This window comes from Flavobacterium facile, assembly GCF_036321945.1.
Classification (GTDB): Bacteria; Bacteroidota; Bacteroidia; order Flavobacteriales; family Flavobacteriaceae; genus Flavobacterium; species Flavobacterium facile.
In genome coordinates, this window is sequence record NZ_JAZAYT010000027.1 from 101,389 (window position 1) to 124,007 (window position 22,619).

The 22,619-nt window shown below is 29.9% G+C and carries 23 protein-coding genes; 8 read left to right on the top strand and 15 right to left on the bottom strand.

Features of this window, described 5'->3' with window-relative positions; translation table 11 throughout:
* Positions 1 to 17: 17 nt before the first annotated feature.
* The 4 genes from UEQ13_RS02650 to fabG all read right to left on the bottom strand — a co-directional run bounded on the left by UEQ13_RS02650 (position 18) and on the right by fabG (position 3,729).
* Positions 18 to 404: a hypothetical protein gene (locus tag UEQ13_RS02650; RefSeq protein WP_329804850.1), complete on the bottom strand. Its 387-nt coding sequence runs from the start codon at positions 402 to 404 to the stop codon at positions 18 to 20.
* 33 nt (positions 405 to 437) lie between these two features.
* Positions 438 to 2,465 (bottom strand): hypothetical protein, encoded by a 2,028-nt coding sequence (locus UEQ13_RS02655; RefSeq protein ID WP_329804851.1) that lies wholly within the window; start codon positions 2,463 to 2,465, stop codon positions 438 to 440.
* 67 nt (positions 2,466 to 2,532) lie between these two features.
* Positions 2,533 to 2,901 carry a four helix bundle protein gene (locus tag UEQ13_RS02660; protein ID WP_329804852.1) on the bottom strand — a complete coding sequence of 123 codons (369 nt, stop codon included), beginning with the start codon at positions 2,899 to 2,901 and terminating at the stop codon, positions 2,533 to 2,535.
* Positions 2,902 to 2,982: 81 nt separating this feature from the next.
* Positions 2,983 to 3,729: a 3-oxoacyl-[acyl-carrier-protein] reductase gene (gene fabG, locus UEQ13_RS02665; RefSeq protein WP_166077196.1), complete on the bottom strand. Its 747-nt coding sequence runs from the start codon at positions 3,727 to 3,729 to the stop codon at positions 2,983 to 2,985.
* A 136-nt stretch (positions 3,730 to 3,865) separates the two neighbouring features.
* On the opposite strand from fabG, the gene UEQ13_RS02670 reads away from it, so the two are divergent.
* Positions 3,866 to 5,056 (top strand): cytochrome-c peroxidase, encoded by a 1,191-nt coding sequence (locus UEQ13_RS02670; RefSeq protein WP_329804853.1) that lies wholly within the window; start codon positions 3,866 to 3,868, stop codon positions 5,054 to 5,056.
* 57 nt (positions 5,057 to 5,113) lie between these two features.
* Here the strand turns inward: UEQ13_RS02670 and UEQ13_RS02675 are convergent, their stop codons facing one another.
* The 11 genes from UEQ13_RS02675 to UEQ13_RS02725 all read right to left on the bottom strand — a co-directional run bounded on the left by UEQ13_RS02675 (position 5,114) and on the right by UEQ13_RS02725 (position 14,512).
* Entirely contained in the window at positions 5,114 to 5,542 is a 429-nt protein-coding gene (locus UEQ13_RS02675; protein ID WP_329804854.1) for a hypothetical protein, read from the bottom strand.
* Positions 5,543 to 5,656: 114 nt separating this feature from the next.
* Positions 5,657 to 6,529, bottom strand: coding sequence for a succinate--CoA ligase subunit alpha (gene sucD, locus UEQ13_RS02680; RefSeq protein WP_329804855.1), 873 nt, complete (start codon positions 6,527 to 6,529; stop codon positions 5,657 to 5,659).
* A 76-nt stretch (positions 6,530 to 6,605) separates the two neighbouring features.
* Complete coding sequence (locus UEQ13_RS02685; protein ID WP_329804856.1) at positions 6,606 to 6,968, bottom strand: nuclear transport factor 2-like protein; 363 nt, start codon at positions 6,966 to 6,968, stop codon at positions 6,606 to 6,608.
* On the bottom strand, positions 6,968 to 7,897 hold the full coding sequence (locus UEQ13_RS02690; RefSeq protein WP_329804857.1) for a UDP-3-O-(3-hydroxymyristoyl)glucosamine N-acyltransferase: 930 nt from the start codon (positions 7,895 to 7,897) through the stop codon (positions 6,968 to 6,970). Before UEQ13_RS02690 ends, UEQ13_RS02685 begins: the two co-directional genes overlap by 1 nt.
* Before the next feature lie 9 nt (positions 7,898 to 7,906).
* Positions 7,907 to 8,473: an elongation factor P gene (gene efp, locus UEQ13_RS02695; protein WP_166125385.1), complete on the bottom strand. Its 567-nt coding sequence runs from the start codon at positions 8,471 to 8,473 to the stop codon at positions 7,907 to 7,909.
* Positions 8,474 to 8,505: 32 nt separating this feature from the next.
* Positions 8,506 to 9,291 (bottom strand): acyl-ACP--UDP-N-acetylglucosamine O-acyltransferase, encoded by a 786-nt coding sequence (gene lpxA / locus UEQ13_RS02700; RefSeq protein WP_329804859.1) that lies wholly within the window; start codon positions 9,289 to 9,291, stop codon positions 8,506 to 8,508.
* 2 nt (positions 9,292 to 9,293) lie between these two features.
* Positions 9,294 to 10,688, bottom strand: coding sequence for a bifunctional UDP-3-O-[3-hydroxymyristoyl] N-acetylglucosamine deacetylase/3-hydroxyacyl-ACP dehydratase (locus tag UEQ13_RS02705; RefSeq protein WP_329804860.1), 1,395 nt, complete (start codon positions 10,686 to 10,688; stop codon positions 9,294 to 9,296).
* A 2-nt stretch (positions 10,689 to 10,690) separates the two neighbouring features.
* A complete protein-coding gene (locus tag UEQ13_RS02710) occupies positions 10,691 to 11,479 on the bottom strand; it encodes a hypothetical protein (RefSeq protein WP_329804861.1) in 789 nt (262 codons plus the stop codon).
* Positions 11,476 to 12,492, bottom strand: a complete 1,017-nt coding sequence (lpxD, locus tag UEQ13_RS02715) for a UDP-3-O-(3-hydroxymyristoyl)glucosamine N-acyltransferase (protein ID WP_329804862.1) — start codon at positions 12,490 to 12,492, stop codon at positions 11,476 to 11,478. The genes UEQ13_RS02710 and lpxD overlap by 4 nt, the downstream gene beginning before the upstream one ends.
* Positions 12,493 to 12,609: 117 nt before the next feature.
* A complete protein-coding gene (locus tag UEQ13_RS02720) occupies positions 12,610 to 13,839 on the bottom strand; it encodes an HD domain-containing protein (protein ID WP_329804863.1) in 1,230 nt (409 codons plus the stop codon).
* A gap of 49 nt (positions 13,840 to 13,888) precedes the next feature.
* Positions 13,889 to 14,512, bottom strand: a complete 624-nt coding sequence (locus UEQ13_RS02725) for a hypothetical protein (protein ID WP_329804864.1) — start codon at positions 14,510 to 14,512, stop codon at positions 13,889 to 13,891.
* A gap of 380 nt (positions 14,513 to 14,892) precedes the next feature.
* Between UEQ13_RS02725 and porX the strand changes: the two genes are divergently transcribed.
* The 7 genes from porX to UEQ13_RS02760 all read left to right on the top strand — a co-directional run bounded on the left by porX (position 14,893) and on the right by UEQ13_RS02760 (position 22,587).
* Complete coding sequence (porX, locus tag UEQ13_RS02730; protein WP_329804865.1) at positions 14,893 to 16,446, top strand: T9SS response regulator signal transducer PorX; 1,554 nt, start codon at positions 14,893 to 14,895, stop codon at positions 16,444 to 16,446.
* A 58-nt stretch (positions 16,447 to 16,504) separates the two neighbouring features.
* Entirely contained in the window at positions 16,505 to 16,921 is a 417-nt protein-coding gene (tsaE, locus tag UEQ13_RS02735) for a tRNA (adenosine(37)-N6)-threonylcarbamoyltransferase complex ATPase subunit type 1 TsaE (protein WP_329804866.1), read from the top strand.
* A 144-nt stretch (positions 16,922 to 17,065) separates the two neighbouring features.
* Positions 17,066 to 18,262, top strand: a complete 1,197-nt coding sequence (locus tag UEQ13_RS02740) for an alanine dehydrogenase (RefSeq protein WP_329804867.1) — start codon at positions 17,066 to 17,068, stop codon at positions 18,260 to 18,262.
* A gap of 428 nt (positions 18,263 to 18,690) precedes the next feature.
* A complete protein-coding gene (locus UEQ13_RS02745; RefSeq protein WP_329804868.1) occupies positions 18,691 to 19,647 on the top strand; it encodes a zinc metalloprotease in 957 nt (318 codons plus the stop codon).
* Between the two features lie 82 nt (positions 19,648 to 19,729).
* The gene (locus UEQ13_RS02750; protein WP_329804869.1) at positions 19,730 to 20,821 is read left to right on the top strand and encodes an AI-2E family transporter; all 1,092 of its coding nucleotides are present in this window, start codon (positions 19,730 to 19,732) and stop codon (positions 20,819 to 20,821) included.
* Positions 20,821 to 21,996: a THUMP-like domain-containing protein gene (locus tag UEQ13_RS02755; protein WP_329804870.1), complete on the top strand. Its 1,176-nt coding sequence runs from the start codon at positions 20,821 to 20,823 to the stop codon at positions 21,994 to 21,996. Before UEQ13_RS02750 ends, UEQ13_RS02755 begins: the two co-directional genes overlap by 1 nt.
* A gap of 9 nt (positions 21,997 to 22,005) precedes the next feature.
* Positions 22,006 to 22,587: a hypothetical protein gene (locus tag UEQ13_RS02760; protein WP_329804871.1), complete on the top strand. Its 582-nt coding sequence runs from the start codon at positions 22,006 to 22,008 to the stop codon at positions 22,585 to 22,587.
* Positions 22,588 to 22,619 lie beyond the last annotated feature (32 nt).

Here is a 22,619-nt window from a genome sequence, read left to right on the forward strand (position 1 = left end):
AAGTTGACTAAAATTTATTACGATAAAATAGTTTTCGGCGGTTGCCAAATAGAAGAAAGAAAATTGGATGTATTTACTTGATTTTCAAAACGAAAAGGCTTATGTTCTGAAGCTGAAAAAACGATAAAATTGAAATAATTAGTAGTTTCTGGTATGCTTAGAACCACATTTGGATGATTGTCTTGAAAATTTTTGAAAGGTAACTTCATATCCTTTTCAAAATCTGCATCTTTTACATTTCCGTTTAAATAGTGCATTTCTAAAAAAGTAAGCACAGATATTTCTTTTTTATCATTGTGTTCATAATAATGTTCCACAAGCAATGGTGCTTTCAAAATCTGATGCAATTCAGTCATTGAAAACATATAAATAAAAATTAGAAATAAAGTAATATACTTTTTCATTGCTACAAATTTAACAAAAAACAGGATAAATAGTTATAACAAACCGTTAAATTTTCTAATAAACCATTCTGAAGCTAAAGAAACAGCTAAAATGATTAACAAAATAATCCAATCGATAAGTGGTGAATTTTTTACAAGTGACTTTTCTACAGGTAAATACGTTTCTTTTTTAAGTAATTTTTGAATTAACTTATCAATTTGATTTGGATGAATGACTTCACCTTTATTTTGATTCGCTAATTGTTGTAATTTCGAAACATCTGGATTTACAAATTGTTTTTCTACATCGAAATCTAACACTTCAAAAGTTCCGTTATAACTTGCATTACTGCTTGATTCTTTAACTTGAAACGCATAATTTCCAGGTTCTAAACCGTCAAAAATAGCTTGATAGCCATTATTAGCTTTAGAGAAATTGTAGTTTTTTGTCGACTTCGTATTTTTATTCGTTAGGTTGATAGAAAGATTGGCGTTTTCTTCCAATTCATAGCTTTTATTGAAATATTGCGCGAAAATTTCGATCGTTTCACCAGAATTATAAAAACTTTCATGTTCTACTAAAAGTGATTTTTTTGCGGAATTTGTTGATAAATATTGAATTATCTTATCAATAAACTGGTCATATTTCTCATAAGATTGATTGATAACATGGCTTTCCATGCGCCATTTCCAAGAATTTTCTCCTAACAAATAAGCACTTCTAGTATTTCCTTTTTCTGAAAAAGTTAAGATTGGATTTCCAACATCAATTCCGTTTACTTTAGCTGTTAATAATGTATTTAGACTTCCTTTTTCAGTAATTTTTCCGAAAGGATTTTCTAACGGTGGCAATTGCGCAAACTGAATATCATTTTGTGAAAAAAGATTAAATCCTGTAACAAATGAAGAAGTAAAATCTTCTTTTTTATTGGTTAATTTGAAGTCTAAATCGGATTGCATTTGATTTAATAAATTGAAATCAGTAGACATTCCGGTTATAATAAATGTATTAATTCTAAGGTTTTTATTCGCATCAAAAACTTTTCTAAAAGAAGCAGTTGGTTGGTATAAAATTAATAAATTATATCTTTTTAAATCGCTGATTGAATTCGTTTTAAGTAAAGTTACTTTACGTTGTGCGTTAGATTCAATTGCGCGCTTTAAAGTACCTAAATCAGGATGAGAAATATCTGAAATGATGGCAATTTCTTTACGTTGATCAATTACTTCAACAGCGAAATTTTTTACATTATTATAACTATTTTTTTCTTTCGTTGCAGATGAAATTACTGCTTTATATTTTTGCAATCCTACTCTATCTGCTTCTAATAAAATTTGTACCGATTGTACTTTATTTTTTTTATCGAAATTAATAGCTTGACTTGATATTTTCTTACCATTCTTTTCAATAGAGAAATTAGCCGAAATAGCTTTGCTTCCATTATATTGCAAGAACACTTCTACCGGAAATTTATTCTTTAAAAAGGCGTATTTATTCGCGTTAAGCTGATTGATTTTTAAATCGAATGTCGTGGTTGTATCACCTAAAACAACTGGAAATATATTTGCGGTTTCTTGAAAACTATACACATAATCGTTTCCAATAGTCTGATTTCCATCTGTTAATAAAACTACCGGATAATAAGCGTTTTTATTTAATTGCTTTAAATTCGTAGCAACATTATCGATATTCGATTGATTTCCTTTGAAATCTAATGGTTTACCAGCAAAAAACTCTTCATCAAAAGAATACGTTTGAATTTCGAATTTCTCTTTTAATGCTGAATTGGAAGTTAATTTTTCAAATACTTCCTTTTCTACATCATTGGCTTTTAATTCGGATATAGAACGAGAATTATCTGCAACAATAGCTAAAGGGATTTTATTCGTTTCAATCGTTTTTCTTGAAATTACTGGATTAATTAGTAATAAAAGTAAAGAAAACACTGAAATAAAACGCAAAAAAGCCAATAACCAATTTGTTTTGTTTTGGTTATCGGCTTTAAATAAGTATTGATAAAAGGCAACAGCTCCAGAAATAATTACTGAAAGTAGAATTAATAGGATTGTGCTTGTTATCATTTATTTAGTTTATGAGTTTATATGGTTAAAAGTTTAAAAGGTATTGTGGATATGGATTGTGTGAAAATTATTTTATAGCTGAAACTTGTGACTTATATAAGCCATCGATTAGCATATTTACTTCTGTAATTTTTTCTCTAATTTGAATATATTGATTTTCATCGATATACTCAAAATCGTAACTTAATATCACTTGATTTAACAACTCAAGTGATGAACTATAAGCAATTTCAGAAAACCTGGCTTTATCTTTCATAGAACTTCTTCCTGAGCCTTCTGCTAAATTTGATGCAATTGAAATGGAACAACGTCTCATTTGACTGGTTAAACCAAATATTTCATCTTTTGGAAAATTTTTAGTTGTTTTATAAATCAAAATTGCTAATTCCCTACCTTTTTGCCAAGCAATTAACTTTTCAAAACTAAATATTCTCATTGTAATTTAATATTTACAATTTTTCAACACAAAACCTTTTAAACCTTTAACCATATAAACTTTTAAACCTTTTTTACAATCCTAAGTCAACATTCCACCATCAACGTTAATCACTTGTCCAGTAACATAAGCACTCATATCAGAACTTAAAAACACACAAACATTAGCTACGTCTTCTGGAGTTCCACCACGTTTTAAAGGAATAGATTCTCTCCAACCTTTAACTACATCTTCGTTTAATTTTGCAGTCATTTCAGTTTCAATGAAACCTGGAGCGATAGCGTTGCAACGAATGTTACGAGAACCTAATTCTAATGCGATAGATTTTGTAAAACCAATCATACCAGCTTTAGAAGCCGCGTAATTTGCTTGACCTGCATTTCCTTTAACTCCAACTACAGAACTCATGTTTACGATAGAACCTTTACGGTTTTTAAGCATGATTTTTTGTACTGCTTTAGTCATATTGAAAACAGATTTTAAGTTGATATTCATTACGGCATCAAAATCTTCTTCAGACATACGCATTAATAAATTATCTTTTGTAATTCCAGCATTGTTGATTAAAATATCGATATTTCCAAAATCAGCCATTACATCATCAACTAGTTTTTGAGCTTCGTTGAAATCAGCAGCGTTTGATTTATATCCTTTAGACTTAATACCTAAAGCGTTTAATTCATTTTCTAAAGCTAATGCTGATTCTGCAGATGAACTATAAGTAAATGCAACATTTGCTCCGTTTTGTGCAAATACTTTTGCAATTCCACTTCCAATTCCTCTACTTGCTCCTGTAATAATGGCAACTTTTCCTTCTAATAATTTCATATTATAATTATATTTAAATAATGTACTTTTTATTGAAGCCAAATATAATAATAATTTAAAGTAATAAAAAACATCTTTACCATTAAACCTTTTTGTTTTTTGTTAGTCTAAACCTTACCAACCTAAACTTACTTTTATGAAACTAACCAAAATTTTACACTTCTGCGTACTTATTGTTACATTATCTTCTTGTAATAATACTAATGAAGAAACTTATACTGAAATTACAGCAACTTATCCTGCGGTTGAAGCAGAATTTGGTAGTTCTATAGATTTGAACAATTTAGCAAATTATGCTAATCAAACTGTTCCTAGTTATATTACAAAAGACAATAGCGGATTAAATACAATTTCAGATAAAGGCGCTACTTTAGGAAGAGTATTATTTTATGACAAAAAAATGTCGGCAAATAACACTATTTCTTGTTCAAGTTGCCATAAACAAGAAGTGGCTTTTGGTGATAATGTTGTTGCCAGCACAGGAATAAACGGAACAACTGGAAGACATTCAATGCGATTGATTAATACTCGATTTGCTACTGAATCGAAATTCTTTTGGGATGAACGTGCTACAAGTTTAGAAATTCAAACTACGATGCCAATTAAAGATCATGGTGAAATGGGATTTAGTGGAACTGTTGGAGATTTATCTTTTAATGATTTGATTATTAAGTTATCTGCAGTTGATTATTATAAAGAATTATTCAAATTTGTTTATGGTTCCGAAGAAATTACAGAAACTAAAATACAATTTGCATTGGCAGAATTCATAAGAAGTATACAATCTTTTGATTCTAAATATGACGTAGGAAGAGCAAGTACTCCAAATGACGGTGTGAATTTTGCTAATTTTACAGCTCAAGAAAATCAAGGTAAAAATTTATTTTTAACTCCTCCTACTTTTAATGCATCTGGTGTGCGAACTGGAGGCGGAATTGGTTGTGCAGGTTGTCATAGAGCTCCTGAATTTGATATTGATCCCAATACTAGAAACAACGGCATAATTGGAACTATTTCAGGTATTGGAATTGATATTACGAATACTAGAGCTCCTTCTTTACGAGATTTAGTAAAAGTAGACGGTACTTTAAATGGACAAATAATGCACACTGGAGTTATTACATCACTTCAAACTGCTATTGGACATTATGGTACGATTACAATTGCACCAGGAAACACCAATTTAGATCCAAGATTAACACCAGGCGGATTTGGACAACAATTGAACTTAAATGCTACAGAAGTAAATGCAGTAATTGCGTTTTTAAAAACCCTTTCTGGAAATGATGTTTACACGAATACAAAATGGTCGACCCCTTTTAATTAAAAACAAAAATCCCGCTCCAATTATTTTAGAGCGGGATTTTTTATATCTATTTATTACTTAGAAAGCAACATTCCATTTTGGAAGTGTACCATTTTCAGTTAAATAACTTTGTAAAACTGTAGCTTCTACAAATGTTGGAATACCTTTTACTTTTTCTGTAAAAGTTTCATACCAAACAACTTCTAAAGATTCAATTTCTTCTTTTTTCATTTGTGCTGGCCAAGAATATTTTCTTCCTGTTTTAGCAAATTGGTGTCCGTTTACGATTTTATCGTACAAACCACCACTTTTTACTTTTAAAGTTCCGTCGTTTTGTACTGTTCCAGTTGAACCAACCATGATTAGTTCTTTTGCTTCGTTAGTTGTATCGTACACTAAGAAAACACCACTTGCGCCGTCTGGAGCGTTACAAACTTCTTCTAAATTTAAATCTGTATTAAATAAGAAACTATTTGTTGATTTGTATTTTTTTAATTCTTTTTCCATTTTTATTTGATTTGCCACAAAGTATTAAAAGAACTCTGTGAACTTGATTAATACATAGTAATAAAAGCTCCATAAAAAGGAGCTTTTATTACTATGTATTTTAAATACAGGATATTATCCCATAATTTCTTTAACTTTTTTACCAATTTCTGCTGGAGAATCTACTACGTGAATACCACATTCTCTCATGATGCGTTTTTTAGCTTCTGCAGTATCATCTGCACCACCAACAATTGCACCTGCGTGACCCATTGTTCTACCTTTTGGAGCAGTTTCTCCAGCGATAAAACCAACAACCGGTTTACGGTTACCGTCAGCTTTAATCCAATGCGCAGCATCAGCTTCTAATTGACCACCAATTTCACCAATCATAATGATACATTCTGTTTCAGGATCATTCATTAATAATTCAACTGCTTGTTTTGTAGTAGTTCCGATAATTGGATCTCCACCAATACCAATAGCAGTAGTGATACCTAAACCTTGTTTTACAACTTGGTCAGCTGCTTCATAAGTTAAAGTTCCTGATTTAGAAACAATACCTACGTTTCCTTTTTTGAAAACGAAACCTGGCATAATACCAACTTTAGCTTCACCTGGAGTAATAACACCTGGACAGTTAGGACCAACTAAACGACACTCTTTACCTTGGATAAAGTCGTACGCTTTGATCATATCTGCAACTGGAATTCCCTCAGTAATACAAATAATTACTTTAATACCTGCATCGGCAGCTTCCATAATAGCATCTGCAGCAAATGCTGGCGGAACAAAAATAATTGAAGTATCAGCACCAGCTTCTTTTACAGCATCTTTTACTGTATTGAAAACGGGTCTGTCTAAATGTAAAGTACCACCTTTACCTGGAGTAACTCCACCAACTACGTTTGTACCATATTCAATCATTTGAGAAGCGTGAAAAGTTCCTTCACTTCCTGTAAATCCTTGAACTATAATTTTTGAATTTTTATTTACTAAAACACTCATGATGTTATTTGTTTTTTAAAAGTTGAGCAAAAATAAGTTTTTTGCCAGTAATAAATTAATTTTTTTTTACTTTTTTTTAGATAGGTTTGCTAATTTGGTATCCTTTAATGATTTTATCATTTTCAAATTCCCAAATAGCCATAAATCGTCCAATCAAAATCAAATCTTTTTGATTTTCAATACTGGCTCCAAAATGATTAAATGCAATAGACACTAAATTATTTTCAGCTGCTAAATGTAAAATTTCAGAGCTAAAAATAGAGAAGTTGTTTTTTAACTCAGTAGCTAATTCTAATAACGAATTTTTATCTTTAACTAGCAAACCTTCAGAACTGTGCCATTCTAAAAGGATATTTTCATGAAGTACTTCATTTAAAAAATCTCTATTTCTTAAACCATCATTAGCATATAATTCTTGTACAATTTCTTTTGGAGTCATTATTTTAGTTTTTCAATGATTTCAGGAATACGTTTAATATTTGCCAGTTGTTTTAATTTTTCTCTAGATTCTTCAATTGGAGTTCCAAAATACGATTTTCCACCTTCAACAGATTTTGTTACTCCGGTTTGTCCCATAATTACTGCTTTTGCACCAATGGTAATTCCGCTAGTTGTACCAACTTGTCCCCAAAGCGTTACTTCGTCTTCAATTATTACACAACCTGCAATTCCGGTTTGAGAAGCGATTAAGCATTTTTTACCGATTACAGTATCGTGTCCAACATGAACTTGATTGTCAATTTTAGTTCCTTCACCAATTGTTGTATCACCTGTAACGCCTTTGTCAATCGTACAAAGTGCTCCAATTCCAACATTATTTTCAATCACTACTCGCCCACCAGAAAGCAATTGATCAAAACCATCAGGACGCTTTTTGTAATAAAAAGCATCGGCTCCTAAAATAGTTCCAGCATGAATAATTACGTTATCACCAATTAAGGTATTATCGTAAATAGAAACATTTGAATGAATTAGGCAATTTTTTCCGATTTGAACGTTATGTCCAACGAAACAATTCGGTTGAATTAAAGTGCCTTCTCCGATTTTTGCTGAATCTGAAATAGAAACATTTGAAAATTGAAAAGGTCTGAAATGTTTGGTTAACACATTAAAATCTCTGAACGGATCATCAGAAATCAACAAAGCTTTTCCTTCTGGACAATCAACTTCTTTATTAATAAGAACAATTGTAGCGGCAGATTGCAAGGCTTTATCGTAATATTTAGGATGATCTACAAAAACAATATCACCAGGTTCCACCACATGAATTTCATTCATACCATGAACTGGAAAATCATCAGTTCCAATATACTTAGAATTGATGATTTCAGCAATTTGTTTTAAGGTGTATGTTTTGTTAAATTTCATTTATTTCAATTACTCTTTTACACGTTCCATATAAGAACTAGAGGTTGTATCAATTTTAATTTTATCACCTTCATTAATAAATAAAGGTACATTTATAGTTGCTCCAGTTTCAACAGTTGCAGGTTTTGTAGCGTTAGTAGCTGTATTTCCTTTCAAACCTGGTTCCGTATAAGTAACTTCTAAAATAATAGATGCTGGCATATCTACTGATAAAGGTAAATCTGTTTCCGTATTAATTTGAACCATTACATTTGTACCTTCTTTTAATAAATCTGGTGCATCTAAAATGTTTTTATTCAACGTAATTTGTTCAAAAGATTCGATATTCATAAAGTGAAAATCATTTCCTTCAGGATATAAAAATTGGTAGGTTTGAGTTTCCACTCTTACCACATCAATTTTATGACCCGCTGAAAAAGTATTATCTAACACTTTCCCATTAGTTAATGATCTTAATTTGGTTCTCACAAACGCTGGACCTTTTCCTGGTTTAACGTGTAAAAATTCAATAATTTTATAAATATCGTGGTTAAATTTTATACATAAACCATTTCTAATATCTGATGTACTTGCCATTTTGTTTGTTTTAATTTTATGTTTTTAATAATTTATACGCTTCCAGTATAACCTTTCATGATACCACGAGAAGAATTTCTGATAAAATCTAAAATTTCATCTCTTTCTGGAGTGGCTTCCATTTCTGCTTCAATAATACTCATTGCTTGAGAAGTATTGTAATTTTTTTGGTATAAGATTCGGTAAATATCTTGAATTTGTCTAATTTTTTCAGTAGAAAAACCTCTTCTTCTTAATCCAACTGAGTTGATTCCTACATAAGATAAAGGTTCTTTTGCTGCTTTAGAAAAAGGTGGTACATCTTTACGAACTAAACTTCCACCAGAAACCATTGCGTGATCTCCAATTGAAATAAACTGATGCACAGCGGCTAAACCACCAATAACAGCATATTCGCCAATAGTAACGTGTCCGGCTAAAGCGACACCATTAACAATAATTGCATTATCTCCAATAACACAATCGTGAGCAATATGTGCTGTTGCCATAATTAAACAGTTTTTACCAATTACTGTTTTTCCTGACGCAACTGTACCTCTATTTATGGTAACACATTCTCTAATTGTAGTATTATCGCCAATTACAGCTAATGAATCTTCTCCACCGAATTTTAAATCTTGTGGTACGGCAGAAATTACTGCTCCTGGAAAAATATTACAATTTTTACCAATACGAGCGCCTTCCATAATAGTTACGTTAGAACCAATCCAAGTTCCTTCGCCAATTTCTACATTATTATGAATGGTTGTAAAAGGATCGATAACTACATTTCTTGCAATTTTTGCTCCCGGATGTACGTATGCTAAGGGTTGGTTCATAATTAATCGTTTTTAACTTTTACAATTTGTGCCATTAATTCTGCTTCTGAAACTAATTTCCCGTTCGCATATGCATAGGCTTGCATGTGACAAATTCCTCTTCTAATTGGAGTAATCAATTCACATTTAAAAACTAAGGTATCTCCTGGTAAAACTTTTTGTTTGAATTTTACATTGTCTATTTTCATAAAAAATGTAAGGTAATTTTCTGGATCTGGAACCGTACTTAAAATTAAGATTCCTCCTGTTTGTGCCATAGCTTCAACTTGTAAAACACCTGGCATAACTGGCGCTCCAGGGAAATGCCCTACGAAGAAAGGTTCATTCATAGTAACATTTTTCAATCCAACTACATGCGTATCCGATAATTCTAAAATTTTATCTACTAATAAGAATGGTGGTCTGTGTGGTAACAAATCCATAATTCCGTGAATATCTAAAACGGGTTCTTTATGTAAATCGTAAACTGGAATGTTGTTTTTCTCTTCTAGTTTAATAATTTTTGATAATTTTTTCGCAAATTGAGTATTTACAAAATGACCTGGTTTATTAGCAATCACTTTACCTTGAATTCTTGTTCCAATTAAAGATAAATCACCCACAATATCTAATAATTTATGACGAGCGGCTTCGTTCGGAAAATGCAACGTCAAATTATCTAAAATTCCGTTTTCTGTAACAGAAATAGATTCTTTATTGAAAGCTTTCTTTAAACTTGTCATTGTTTCTGAAGAAATTTCTTTGTCTACATATACAATTGCGTTATTTAAATCGCCTCCTTTAATTAAACCATTATTTAAAAGTGCTTCTAATTCATGTAAAAAACTAAACGTTCTACAAGCTGATATTTCCGATTTAAAATCAGAAATACTTTTCATATTAGCATTTTGAGTTCCTAATACTTTCGTACCAAAATCTACCATTGCTGTTACACAGTAAGTATCACTTGGAATAATTGTAATTTCACTTCCTGTAGCTTCATCTAAATAAGAAATAACGTCTTTTACAACGTATACTTTTCTTTCTGCTTCTTGCTCTATTGTTCCAATTTTTTCTAATGCTTCCACAAAATATTTTGAAGAACCATCCATAATTGGTAACTCTGATGAATTTAATTCGATAATTACATTGTCTAAATCACAACCAACTAAAGCAGCTAATACATGCTCAGGAGTTTGAATCATTACACCTAACTTCTCTAAATTAGTTCCGCGTTGAGTATTTACTACATAATTGGCATCAGCTTCAATAATTGGAGCACCTTCTAAATCGATTCGTACAAATGTAAAACCATTATTTACTGGTGCTGGTTTAAAAGTCATTGTTACTTCCTGACCAGTATGTAATCCTACACCTGTTAATGAAATTTCGCTTTTTAAAGTCGTTTGTTTTAACATGATTATTTATAAATTAATTTTCCTTCTGAATTATATTGTAAAATTATGCTTGATTGGTATTTTATGTAATATGGATTAACATTAAGAACAGTATGCTTTCTGTAATTATTATTTGAAAGTGATCTTTTAAACATATCCTCAAAGATTGTTAATTGTTTGAATGGATTTTCACTATTATCATATTCTTCAAACACTTCCTTTTCATATGTATTTCCAATAGTATAAGTAATATAATTATCATCATAAATTTTAGGCTTATAACAAATACTATCTAAATTATTATTTCGATTATAATAAAAAAGTGCTAATTTACTCCTAGTCTCTAATTTATTTATTTTATTATTTAAATAACTATAAAGAATCGTATCGTTATCGTCTAAACTAAAACTTAAATTATGTTTAACTTTATAAATTATTTTTCTATTTTGATTAAATTTATATTCAATTTTGTCAGGTGCAACACTAGTAAACCCATTAAAAGGAATTATTCTTTTTTCAATATAAACTCTATCTAGGTTTTGATATATTGTATCATACAAATTATCATTAACAACATTATGCATGTATGCGTAACCTATTTTTTTTTCTAACTTACCATTAGAATATCCCAATTTAATATTTCCTAGAACTGATTGATTAGTTACTGAAATATCTGTAAAAACTTGCTTATACTGATCCAAAGTGTATGGTGTTAATAAATCTATTTGACTATTATTTTCAGATATATCATTTTCTTCAGTACATGCAACTAAAAAAAACAAAGCAACAAAAACAATTCCTAACTTATTCATATTCCTTTTTTTAAATCTTCTAATTCTTTTACAATTTTTGGCAAGTTTTTAAAATGCACGAAAGATTTTGCGAAATCCCCATAATTAAAGGCTGGACTTCCCTGAACCACTTCTCCATCTTTTAAACTCTTACCAATACCTGATTGTGCCTGAATTTTAACATTGTTGCCAATTACTAAATGTCCGGCAATACCAACTTGGCCACCAATCATACAGTTTTTACCAATTTTTGTAGAACCTGCAATACCTGTTTGCGCTGCAATTACAGTATTTTCGCCGATTTCAACATTGTGTGCGACTTGTATTTGATTGTCTAATTTAGCCCCTTTTCTAATAAAAGTTGAACCCAATGTGGCTCTATCCACTGTTGAACACGAACCTACTTCTACATTATCTTCTATAATTACATTTCCAATTTGCGGAATTTTCGAATACGTTCCGTCTTCTTGTGGTGCGAAACCAAAACCGTCTGAGCCAATAATAGTTCCGGAATGAATGGTTACGTTATTTCCAATTTCAGTTTCCGAATAAATTCGAACGCCTGCAAAGAAAACACAATTATCTCCAATAACCACATTATCACCAATGAAACTATTTGGATATATTTTTACATTATTGCCAATTTTAACATTTTGTCCTAAATAACAAAAGCTTCCTAAATATAAATCCGTACCGTATTGAACACCTTCAGATATCACAGAAGGCTGTTCTATTCCCGACTTCATCAATTTTACTTGATTGTAATATTCTAACAATTTTGAAAAAGCTTTATAAGCATCATCCACCTTAATTAAAGTGGCTTTTACTTCTTGTTCTGGCTCAAAAGTTTTATTTACAATAACAATTGTTGCTAGTGTTGAATAAATATAATTGACATATTTTGGATTAGCTAAAAAAGTCAAAGAACCTTCAATTCCTTCTTCAATTTTAGATAATTTATATACTTCAGCATTAGGATTTCCTATAACTTCTCCTTCTAAAATGCCTGCTATTTGTTCTGCTGTAAATTTCATCTAATCTGCTTAAAATTACCACTTAAATAAAATGGAACTCGCCTTATTTTCTCTATTTCATTAACAAAAACTAATTTTTGCCCTTTTCATAAGTATGCAAAAATATAAAAATTAACCTTAATCTATCACTTTCGGATAACAAATAAAATATTTAGTCACCGTTTTAGACAATGCTTTTAAATGCATTTGGTCTGATGCTTCCACTACCGTTTCAATCGTTTTATCCTTTTTTAAGATACGAATAGGCTCTGAAGATTTACTGTAAGCTTCGTTTTTTATTTTTCCTTTAAATACAAAATATTCTACTTCTTTATCGGAAAGATTATATTGTTTCGAATACTTTTCTTTTAAATCTAACCATTTGATTTTATCTATTTTATCTTCACTTAATTCAATCTTTAGTAGATTACGATTGATGATCATTTTACTTAAAGAACTCAGCACAAAATCGTCATGATATTGCCATTGTTTAATCGCACCCAACACATCATAATCATCTAAATTAGAAAATTTATCTAAAGTAGCTTTATCAATTTGATTCAATTCAATTTTATTATTTAAGAAAAATAATAAAAACGGACTTCCGAAAAGCACTTCGCCTTTTGTAGCCAACTCTTTCGCGCGTTTTAAGATTTTTGTTAAAGTCAATTCGGCAACTAAGCTAGTTTTATGCAAATACGCTTGCCAATACATTAATCGACGCGCCATTAGGAACTTTTCTATAGAATAGATTCCTTTTTCTTCCATTACTAAAACATCATCTTGCACGTTTAGCATTTGAATTAAACGTTCACTATTTACGTTTCCTTCGTTCACACCTGTATAAAAACTATCGCGTTTTAGATAATCCATTCTATCCATATCTAACTGACTAGAAATCAATTGCAACATGAATTTCCTATGGTATTCTCCTTTAAAAACTTGGATAGCTAATGACAATTTTCCGTCAAATTCGGTGTTTAATTGTTGCATAAACAACAGCGATAATTCTTCGTGATGCACTTCTTCCACCACACTATTTTCTAAAGCGTGACTAAAAGGACCGTGACCGATATCGTGTAATAAAATCGCAACATATAAAGCATTTTCTTCTTCATCTGAAATTTCTACGCCTTTAAATTTAAGCGTTTGCACGGCTTTTTGCATAATATGCATACAACCTAAAGCGTGATGAAAACGAGTATGATGCGCACCTGGATAGACCAAATACGACATGCCCATTTGAGAAATACGTCGCAAACGCTGAAAATACGGATGCTGAATTAAATCGTAAATTAAAGTATTTGGAATGGTTATGAAACCATAAATAGGATCGTTGAGTATTTTTAATTTATTGATTTGGCTCACAGAATATGTTTTTGTGTAACAAATGTAAGAAAAAGTTAAAAAACTATTATTAATATTTTACGATTACTTCTTGAGTACCTTTATTCCAATAAAGTTTAGAAGAATTATCTTTCATCCAATTTTTCCAAGCAATCATAGATTTTTTAGAATCTTCAAAATCAAAATCATTATCATCAAGTTTTATTTTTGTCACAGTTTCTAATTTTTCAATATCAAAAGCAAATTCTTGAGCGTGTAGATTATTATTTAAAATCATATTATCTAATTCCATAATCAATAAATTCAAATAATCGACTGGATTCTTTTCTAAATAAATCCTAGCATTTTTAAATTTAATTACTTTGTTTTTATCTAAAAAAACACTGTCTTTACAAAGGTTAAAAAATTCTGTCCAATCAGAAATATTAAACTTTAAAGGCATTACAAATTCTTCCATTTGATATTCTCTATATGATTTCACTAAAGAAATGGATTCATAAAACTCAACAGATTCGTTAATATCAGAAATTAATTCAGTGGTAGAATCATTATCAACATAATAATTAATATTTTTCAAATGAATAGACATTAAATCTTTAGCTTTTTGATTACTCTTTCTATTAAATTCATTTGTTGAACTACAAGAACAAAAAGAAAAAAATAGAATTGATAATAATGGAAATAGTAATTTCATAGCACAAACTTTCATCAAATATAAAACTTTTACACAATTTTTAAGAAAAATTCTATTAGTAGTAAAACAACTTTACACTTCTAACTTTGTCATTTCTACGTTAGAAAAAATCTCATAATCTTTCAAATCTACTAAGCCGACTTAAAGGCGACTTAAAGCCGACTCAAAGGTTACTATAATACGACTAAAAGGTGATATTAATACAAATTAAAGTATTCCGTCTTCACTCATAACATGTTCTTTATTGAAAGAAGTAATATCTTATACTCAGATTGTACTATTTTTTTCTTCCAAACGTAAAACTTTTTATTTTTTTACACAATTTTTAAGAAAAATTACGTTAAACATATAGTAACTTGCACTTTTAAAACAGAGACACGATGAACAATATAAAAATACTTTGGGTTGATGATGAAATCGACTTATTAAAGCCACATATTTTATTCTTAGAAAAGAAAAATTACGACGTAACAACCTGCAATAACGGACAAGATGCAATTGATTTATATAAAGAAACCGCTTTTGATGTGGTTTTTTTAGATGAAAATATGCCAGGACTTTCGGGATTAGAAACGCTTTCGGAAATGAAAGAATTTAAATCTTCTACACCTGTAATTATGATTACAAAAAGTGAGGAAGAATATATTATGGAAGAAGCTATCGGTAGTAAAATTGCCGATTATTTGATAAAACCTGTAAATCCAAATCAGATTTTGTTGAGTTTGAAGAAAAACTTAGACCATTCGCGTTTAATTTCTGAAAAAACAACTTTAGATTACCAGAAGGAATTCAGAAAAATTGCCATGGAAATGTCGATGGTGAATTCATTTGACGAATGGGCGGAATTCTATAGAAAATTAGTGTATTGGGAAATTGAATTAGAAACTATTGAAGACCAAAATTTAATTCAGATTTTAGAAAGTCAGAAAGCGGAAGCCAATTTACAATTCGGAAAATTTATTGAACGTAATTACGAAGATTGGTTCGATGAAAAAGCAGACAAACCAATTCTTTCACATAAATTATTTGGTGAATTTGTAGCACCAGAAATTCGTAAAAAAGACAAACCTATCCTTTTCGTAGTTATTGATAATTTACGTTTGGATCAATGGAAAATTTTTGAAAGCATTGTATTTAATCATTACAAAGTGGAGAAAGAAGCCAACTACTACTCTATTTTACCAACGGCGACTCAGTATGCTAGAAATGCTATTTTTTCAGGATTATTACCTTTAGAAATGGAGAAGAAATTCCCACAATATTGGAAAAATGATACAGAAGAAGGTGGAAAAAATTTACATGAAGCCGATTTCTTAAACGAACAATTAAAACGTTTAGGTTTAAATATTAAAAGTGAATACTTTAAAATCACCAATTTACGTGATGGAAAAAAATTAGTTGATAATTTTAAAGCTTGTAAAAACAACGATTTAACGACAATTGTGTACAATTTCGTAGACATGTTATCGCATGCCAAAACTGAAATGGATGTAGTGAAAGAACTTGCTTCTAATGATAAAGCGTATCGTTCTTTAACGTTGAGTTGGTTTAAAAATTCGCCTTTGTTAGAAATGATTCAACAAGCACAACAAATGGGTTTCAAACTAATTATTACAACCGATCACGGAACAATTAATTGTAAAAATCCATCGAAAGTCATTGGTGATAAAAACACAAGTTTAAATTTACGATACAAAACTGGAAGAAGTTTAACTTACGAAGATAAAGACGTTTATGCTGTAAAAGATCCTAAGAAAATTGGCTTACCAGCAATAAATATGACAAGTTCATATATTTTTGCAAAAAGCGATTACTTTTTAGCCTACGTTAATAATTTCAATCATTATGTAAGTTATTACCGAAATACGTATCAACATGGAGGAATTTCATTAGAAGAAATGATTATTCCTTGTATAGTTTTAAATCCGAAATAATAAAATCTTAATAAATGGTGACTGAGGCTATCGAAGTCACCATTAAATAAAAGAAAAAATGACTGCAACTTTTACCTTAGAAGAAATAAATAAAGTCGCCAAAGACATATTAGCCACACCTAATTTAAAAAAAGTAATTACGTTTCACGCGACAATGGGCGTTGGAAAAACGACTTTAATTAAAGAATTAGTCAAAGAATTAGGTGTTACTGGAAATTCTAGTAGTCCTACTTTTTCATTAGTTAACGAATATGAATCTAAAACTGGCGAAACGATTTATCATTTCGATTTATATCGAATAAATAATGAAATGGAAGCTTACGATATGGGAATAGACGAATATTTCTATTCTGGAAATTGGTGTTTTATTGAATGGCCAGAAAAAGTGCCGCATTTGTTACCTTTAGATCACGCATCGATTGTAATTAGAACCTTACCAAACGGAAAAAGAGAATTGCTTTTAAATAATGATTAGATAGATACACGGATTTAGCAGATTGAACTGATAATCACAGTTTTTTATTTTTTTAATTTTTCTAAATACCTTTAAGAACTTTATGTCTTTACATTTGTCTTATTTGAGAAAATTACTTAATTTGGCTACAAATTCGAAATAACCATGTCTACCTATTCTCCATTTTCAGCCAAACAATTACTTCCACAAGAAGAAAAATTGGAAATTGCCAAACACAAAAGTGAATTATTTATTGGGATTCCAAAAGAGATTTCTTACCAAGAACGTCGTATTTGTTTAACTCCAGATGCTGTAAGTTCATTGGTTAGCCATGGACATCGTGTTATGGTAGAATGTGGTGCAGGAAAAAACGCCAGTTTTTCAGACAAAGATTATTCGGACGCTGGAGCTGAAGTCACTCATGATACGAAGAAAATATTTTCTTGCCCAATTATTTTAAAAGTCGAACCGCCAACTTTGGAGGAAATTGATATGATGAATATGGAAGCGATTCTGATTTCAGCGATTCAATTAAAAACTCAAAAAAAGGAATATTTCGAAGCCATTACCAAAAAGAAAATTACCTCATTAGCTTTCGAATTCATTAAAGATAGCGATGGTTCTTATCCAGCTGTGAAATCGTTAAGTGAAATTGCAGGAACGGCATCGGTTTTAATTGCTGCCGAATTAATGATTAATAATAATGACGGAAAAGGGTTGCTTTTTGGAAATATCACTGGAGTTCCACCAACCGAAGTTGTTATTTTAGGAGCTGGAACTGTGGCAGAATATGCCGTAAGAACTGCTTTAAGTTTAGGTGCCAACGTAAAAGTTTTTGATAATTCTATTACGAAATTACGCCGATTACAAAATACATTGAACCAAAGAATTTTTACTTCAACTATTCATGATAAAGCACTTTTAAAAGCGATTCGTCGTTGCGACGTGGCTATTGGTGCGCTTCGTGGCAAAAACAGAACGCCAATTGTAGTTACAGAATCTATGGTTGATCATATGAAAAAAGGTGCTGTAATTGTAGATGTAAGTATCGATACTGGTGGTTGTTTTGAAACTTCAGAAATTACTACACATGAAAATCCGACTTTTATAAAAAGTAACGTAATACATTATTGTGTTCCGAATATTCCTTCTCGTTATTCTAAAACAGCGAGTATTTCTATTAGTAATATTATTTCTCCAATATTAATTCAAATTGCAGAAGACGGCGGAATTGAAGCTGCTATTCGTTGCAACAAAGGATTAAAGAACGGAATTTACTTCTATCACGGCATTTTAACCAACAAACCAATTGCTGATTGGTTTAATTTAGAACACAGAGACATTAACTTAATTGTGTTTTAAGTTTTTACATTATAATCCAACCAAACATTTAACATATGTATACTTCAAATTGTAAAACACAATTTGAAATTGTTTATGCCTTTTTTTTAAAATTTACTGTATTTAAAGGCACTTCATTTTGTAAGAAAAAATAATTTTAAACAAATCTTAAAAAAACAGAATTCGTTTTTAATATATTTCTTATAATAATTCAATATATTAAATAAAATATTAGTGATTTATCAATCATAAAAGCAATAAATTTTATATTTCACAAAATAAAACAACTATTTTTATTAAATTATAAACAAAATTAAACCATAAAAATAGAAAATAATCTGTTTTTTACTTATTTTATTGAATTTTATCTAAAAATATAACTTTTTCTTTGAAATTAAAATTCTTACAATTAATATTGCATCACTAATTAACCAATTAATTAAATTTTTATGAAAAAAATTGTTTTATCACTTGCTATTGTAAGTTTGCTTTTTTCTTGTAACAAGCAAGAAGATTCTATCACTACTACTGATGGAAATTTAGCACAAAATGTTGGAAAAAGAGGTTGTTATTCAGATGAACACTTGAAAAATCAACTTGCTGCAGATCCTACTTTAGCAAATAGAATGGAAGAATTTGAATTAAAAGCTGCCCAAGCTGTTGCTAATGGTAGAATTGTAAATGGAGTAATAGAAATTCCAGTTGTAGTAAATGTATTATACAGAACTACTGCTGAAAACATTTCTTTAGCTCAAATTCAATCTCAAATTGATGTATTAAATAAAGATTTTAATGCAACTAATTCAGATTACAATACTGCAAACAATCCATACAGCAGCGTTAGAGCTAATGTTGGAATTCGTTTCGTTTTAGACCAAGTTATCAGAAAATCTACTACAAAGACTTCTTGGGGAACTAATGACGCAATGAAATCTAGTACTCAAGGCGGTATGACAGCAGTAACACCAACTACAAAATTAAACCTTTGGGTTTGTACAATCGGTGGTGGTATCTTAGGATATGCACAGTTCCCAGGTGGAGCATCTGCAACTGACGGTGTTGTTATTGACAGTAAATATCTAGGAACAACTGGAACAGCTACTGCTCCATTTAACTTAGGAAGAACTGCAACTCACGAAGTAGGTCACTGGATGAATTTACGTCATATTTGGGGTGATGCAACTTGTGGATCAGATTTAGTTTCTGACACTCCAGTTCATAATACAGCAAATTATGGAGTTCCTGCAGTAGGACACAGAAGTACTTGTACTGGAACACCATTAGAAATGTATATGAATTACATGGACTACACTGACGACAGAGGAATGTACATGTTCTCTGGAGGTCAAAAAACTAGAATGTTAGCCATTTTTAACGTTGGTGGTTCTAGAGCTTCTTTCAGATAGTATTTAAAAAAATATAATTAATAAATTAGTCCCGAATAGTTGAAAAACTATTCGGGATTTTTTATATTTGAAAAAAATAACAATGATAAAATCTAAAGACATTTCTAACGCTTTACTTAGAACCATATTTATCCTTTTAGGAATTGCTTTATGTGGATACTTTTTGATTTCTATTTCATCCATTATCATTTATTTAATTGCAGCTATTCTTTTGAGTTTTGTTGCTGAACCAATTTGCAGTTTTTTTCAAAAACGCTTTAAATTTAGTAGAACTTTAGCGATTGTAAGTTCCTTGTTACTTTTTATTTTAATCATCTTCGGAATCATAATGTTATTCGTACCATTAATATTAAGTCAAAGTAAAAACTTATCCTTACTTGATATTAATTCGTTAGAAAAAAACTCATCCCTTTTCTTAAATAATGTTGATGTTTGGCTACAAGCTTATGACATAAATTATGAAAAGTATTTTAATGTGAATAAATTCACACAATCCTTTAATTTTAACTTTATTACTGATATCTTAAACTCTATTATTGGTTCTATTGGGAATTTCGGAATGGCATTATTCTCTATAATTTTTATTTGCTTTTTTATATTAAATGATCAAAAATTAGTAACGGATAATTTACGTGCCGTTTTACCTGACAATAACAGATGGCGCATCATTGCTTCATTATTGAGAATAAAAAATATGTTAGCAAAATATGCTATTGGACTATTATTGCAATTATTAATCGTTTTTGTAATGTATTTAATTGTATTGCTAATTTTTGGTGTGGAAAACGCTTTTATTATTGCTTTATTAGGCGCGATTTTAAACATCATTCCTTATATCGGACCAATAATTGCACTTGTAATGACGGCCTTTTTAACGATGTTGGGACATATTAATCAAGATTTTCAAACAGTGGTCTTACCAACAACTTTATATGTGATTATTGGGTATTTCTTAGTACAATTAATTGACAACAATTTCAGTCAGCCGATTATTTTTTCAAAAAGTACCAATTCTCATCCTTTAGAAATATTTTTAGTTACGATTATTTCTGGAACACTTTTTGGAATTGCAGGCATGATTGTAGCGATACCAATTTACACTGCTGTAAAAGTTGTTTTGAAAGAATTTTATCCTGAAAATACTTTTATAGGAATATTAACCAGAAGTTTGTAATGGATTTAAGCATACTCACAACCGAAATTCAGGATTTCATAAACAATTCATTACAAGCAAATGTTTCAACGTTAGCTTTGTCGAAAAATCCATTTCCAGAAATAGATTGGAAAGAAATTATCAATCAAATTGTTTCGAAAAATAAATCGAAAAACAAATTACCAACTTGGTTTAATACTGATAATATTTATTATCCACCAAGTATTTCTATTGAACAAACTTCTTCAGAAATTACAGCAAAATATAAAGCCGACTTACTTTCAGGAAAATCAATTATCGATTTAACTGGCGGATTTGGTATAGATTGTTATTATTTTTCGAAAAAGTTTGAAAAAGTGGTTCATTGTGAAAAAAACACAGAACTTTCAGAAATTGTAAAACATAATTACGAAAAGTTAGACGTCAACAATATTGACTGTTTAGCACAAAATAGCACAGAAGTTTTAACGGATTCTGAAACAATTTTCGATTGGATTTATATTGACCCGAGCAGAAGAAGCGACATAAAAGGTAAAGTATTTTTATTAAAAGATTGTTTACCGAATGTTCCAGCGAATTTAGATTTATACTTTTCAAAAAGCAAAAACATCTTAATTAAAACCGCTCCAATCTTAGATATTACAGCCGGAATTAATGAATTAAATCACATAAAATCTATTCATGTTGTGGCAATTGACAATGAAGTAAAAGAGTTATTATGGGTTTTAGAAAAAGAATACACTGGTGAAATTGAAATTACTTCCGTAAACATTCAAAAAGAAAAAACGGATACAAACCGTTTTATTTTAGGAAAAAACACACCAACTACTTTTGATCTACCCAAGATGTTTTTATACGAACCGAATGCGCCATTATTAAAATCCGGGTGTTCAGATAATTTGAGTAAAACTTTAGAGATTGACAAGTTACACCCACATTCTTACTTGTTTACGAATATGAAATTGATTCATTTTCCGGGTAGACGTTTTATAATTGAAACTGTTATTCCGTTTAAAAAAGAAGAATTAAAAAAACATATTGAAAAAAAGAAAATGAACATTACCACACGTAATTTTCCATTAGCGGTAGAAGAAATTAGAAAGAAATATAAAATTGCCGAAGGCGGAAATGTCTATACATTTTTCACCACCAACATAAATGACGAAAAAATTGTTTTAATTTGCAATAAAATATAAAATCCAAAAATGAATACATTCATAAAAACAATAGCATTACTATTATTTATAAACATTACTTTTTCTCAAGAAAAGCTTTGTGATTTTGAAATAAATATCGTTACTGACACTACTAGCACAAGAGTTCTTACCGATGAGATAATTGATGAAAATGTTTTTGGAAATAGCACCTCTTTTTTAACTTTTAAAATGTTTGAAGTTGATGGTGTTTTAGGAGTAAACTTTCAGTATTTACAAAAAAGTAAAGATTTTTTATCTCCAATTTGCATTGACAAAAACACTAAAATACTATTAGAACTTTCTAATGGAAAACAAGTTAAATTGATTAACTCTGTTAATTTAGAAACTTGTAACGAATTGCAATACGACAAAATCAATAAAAACAACTTACGTATTTTATCTGGTTTTTTTTATTTTACTCCTGAAAACTTTACAGATTTAAAGACAGAGAAAGTGTATTTAATAAAAATTACAGCTAATACTGGTGATATAAATTTTGTAATTAAACCTAAAATTAAATCAGAAATTTATAAAACAGAAACTACTCCAGACACTTATTTTATTGAAAATTTGAAGTGTTTGGGAATTTAGAAATTAATATTTAAATCACACTAATAATATAA

What these genes read in the sequence shown, in the direction of transcription:
- UEQ13_RS02650 (WP_329804850.1), bottom strand. Translation starts at nt 404, where the DNA reads ATGAAAAAGTATATTACTTTATTTCTAATTTTTATTTATATGTTTTCA.
- UEQ13_RS02655 (WP_329804851.1), bottom strand. Translation starts at nt 2,465, where the DNA reads ATGATAACAAGCACAATCCTATTAATTCTACTTTCAGTAATTATTTCT.
- UEQ13_RS02660 (WP_329804852.1), bottom strand. Translation starts at nt 2,901, where the DNA reads ATGAGAATATTTAGTTTTGAAAAGTTAATTGCTTGGCAAAAAGGTAGG.
- fabG (WP_166077196.1), bottom strand. Translation starts at nt 3,729, where the DNA reads ATGAAATTATTAGAAGGAAAAGTTGCCATTATTACAGGAGCAAGTAGA.
- UEQ13_RS02670 (WP_329804853.1), top strand. Translation starts at nt 3,866, where the DNA reads ATGAAACTAACCAAAATTTTACACTTCTGCGTACTTATTGTTACATTA.
- UEQ13_RS02675 (WP_329804854.1), bottom strand. Translation starts at nt 5,542, where the DNA reads ATGGAAAAAGAATTAAAAAAATACAAATCAACAAATAGTTTCTTATTT.
- sucD (WP_329804855.1), bottom strand. Translation starts at nt 6,529, where the DNA reads ATGAGTGTTTTAGTAAATAAAAATTCAAAAATTATAGTTCAAGGATTT.
- UEQ13_RS02685 (WP_329804856.1), bottom strand. Translation starts at nt 6,968, where the DNA reads ATGACTCCAAAAGAAATTGTACAAGAATTATATGCTAATGATGGTTTA.
- UEQ13_RS02690 (WP_329804857.1), bottom strand. Translation starts at nt 7,897, where the DNA reads ATGAAATTTAACAAAACATACACCTTAAAACAAATTGCTGAAATCATC.
- efp (WP_166125385.1), bottom strand. Translation starts at nt 8,473, where the DNA reads ATGGCAAGTACATCAGATATTAGAAATGGTTTATGTATAAAATTTAAC.
- lpxA (WP_329804859.1), bottom strand. Translation starts at nt 9,291, where the DNA reads ATGAACCAACCCTTAGCATACGTACATCCGGGAGCAAAAATTGCAAGA.
- UEQ13_RS02705 (WP_329804860.1), bottom strand. Translation starts at nt 10,688, where the DNA reads ATGTTAAAACAAACGACTTTAAAAAGCGAAATTTCATTAACAGGTGTA.
- UEQ13_RS02710 (WP_329804861.1), bottom strand. Translation starts at nt 11,479, where the DNA reads ATGAATAAGTTAGGAATTGTTTTTGTTGCTTTGTTTTTTTTAGTTGCA.
- lpxD (WP_329804862.1), bottom strand. Translation starts at nt 12,492, where the DNA reads ATGAAATTTACAGCAGAACAAATAGCAGGCATTTTAGAAGGAGAAGTT.
- UEQ13_RS02725 (WP_329804864.1), bottom strand. Translation starts at nt 14,512, where the DNA reads ATGAAATTACTATTTCCATTATTATCAATTCTATTTTTTTCTTTTTGT.
- porX (WP_329804865.1), top strand. Translation starts at nt 14,893, where the DNA reads ATGAACAATATAAAAATACTTTGGGTTGATGATGAAATCGACTTATTA.
- tsaE (WP_329804866.1), top strand. Translation starts at nt 16,505, where the DNA reads ATGACTGCAACTTTTACCTTAGAAGAAATAAATAAAGTCGCCAAAGAC.
- UEQ13_RS02740 (WP_329804867.1), top strand. Translation starts at nt 17,066, where the DNA reads ATGTCTACCTATTCTCCATTTTCAGCCAAACAATTACTTCCACAAGAA.
- UEQ13_RS02745 (WP_329804868.1), top strand. Translation starts at nt 18,691, where the DNA reads ATGAAAAAAATTGTTTTATCACTTGCTATTGTAAGTTTGCTTTTTTCT.
- UEQ13_RS02750 (WP_329804869.1), top strand. Translation starts at nt 19,730, where the DNA reads ATGATAAAATCTAAAGACATTTCTAACGCTTTACTTAGAACCATATTT.
- UEQ13_RS02755 (WP_329804870.1), top strand. Translation starts at nt 20,821, where the DNA reads ATGGATTTAAGCATACTCACAACCGAAATTCAGGATTTCATAAACAAT.
- UEQ13_RS02760 (WP_329804871.1), top strand. Translation starts at nt 22,006, where the DNA reads ATGAATACATTCATAAAAACAATAGCATTACTATTATTTATAAACATT.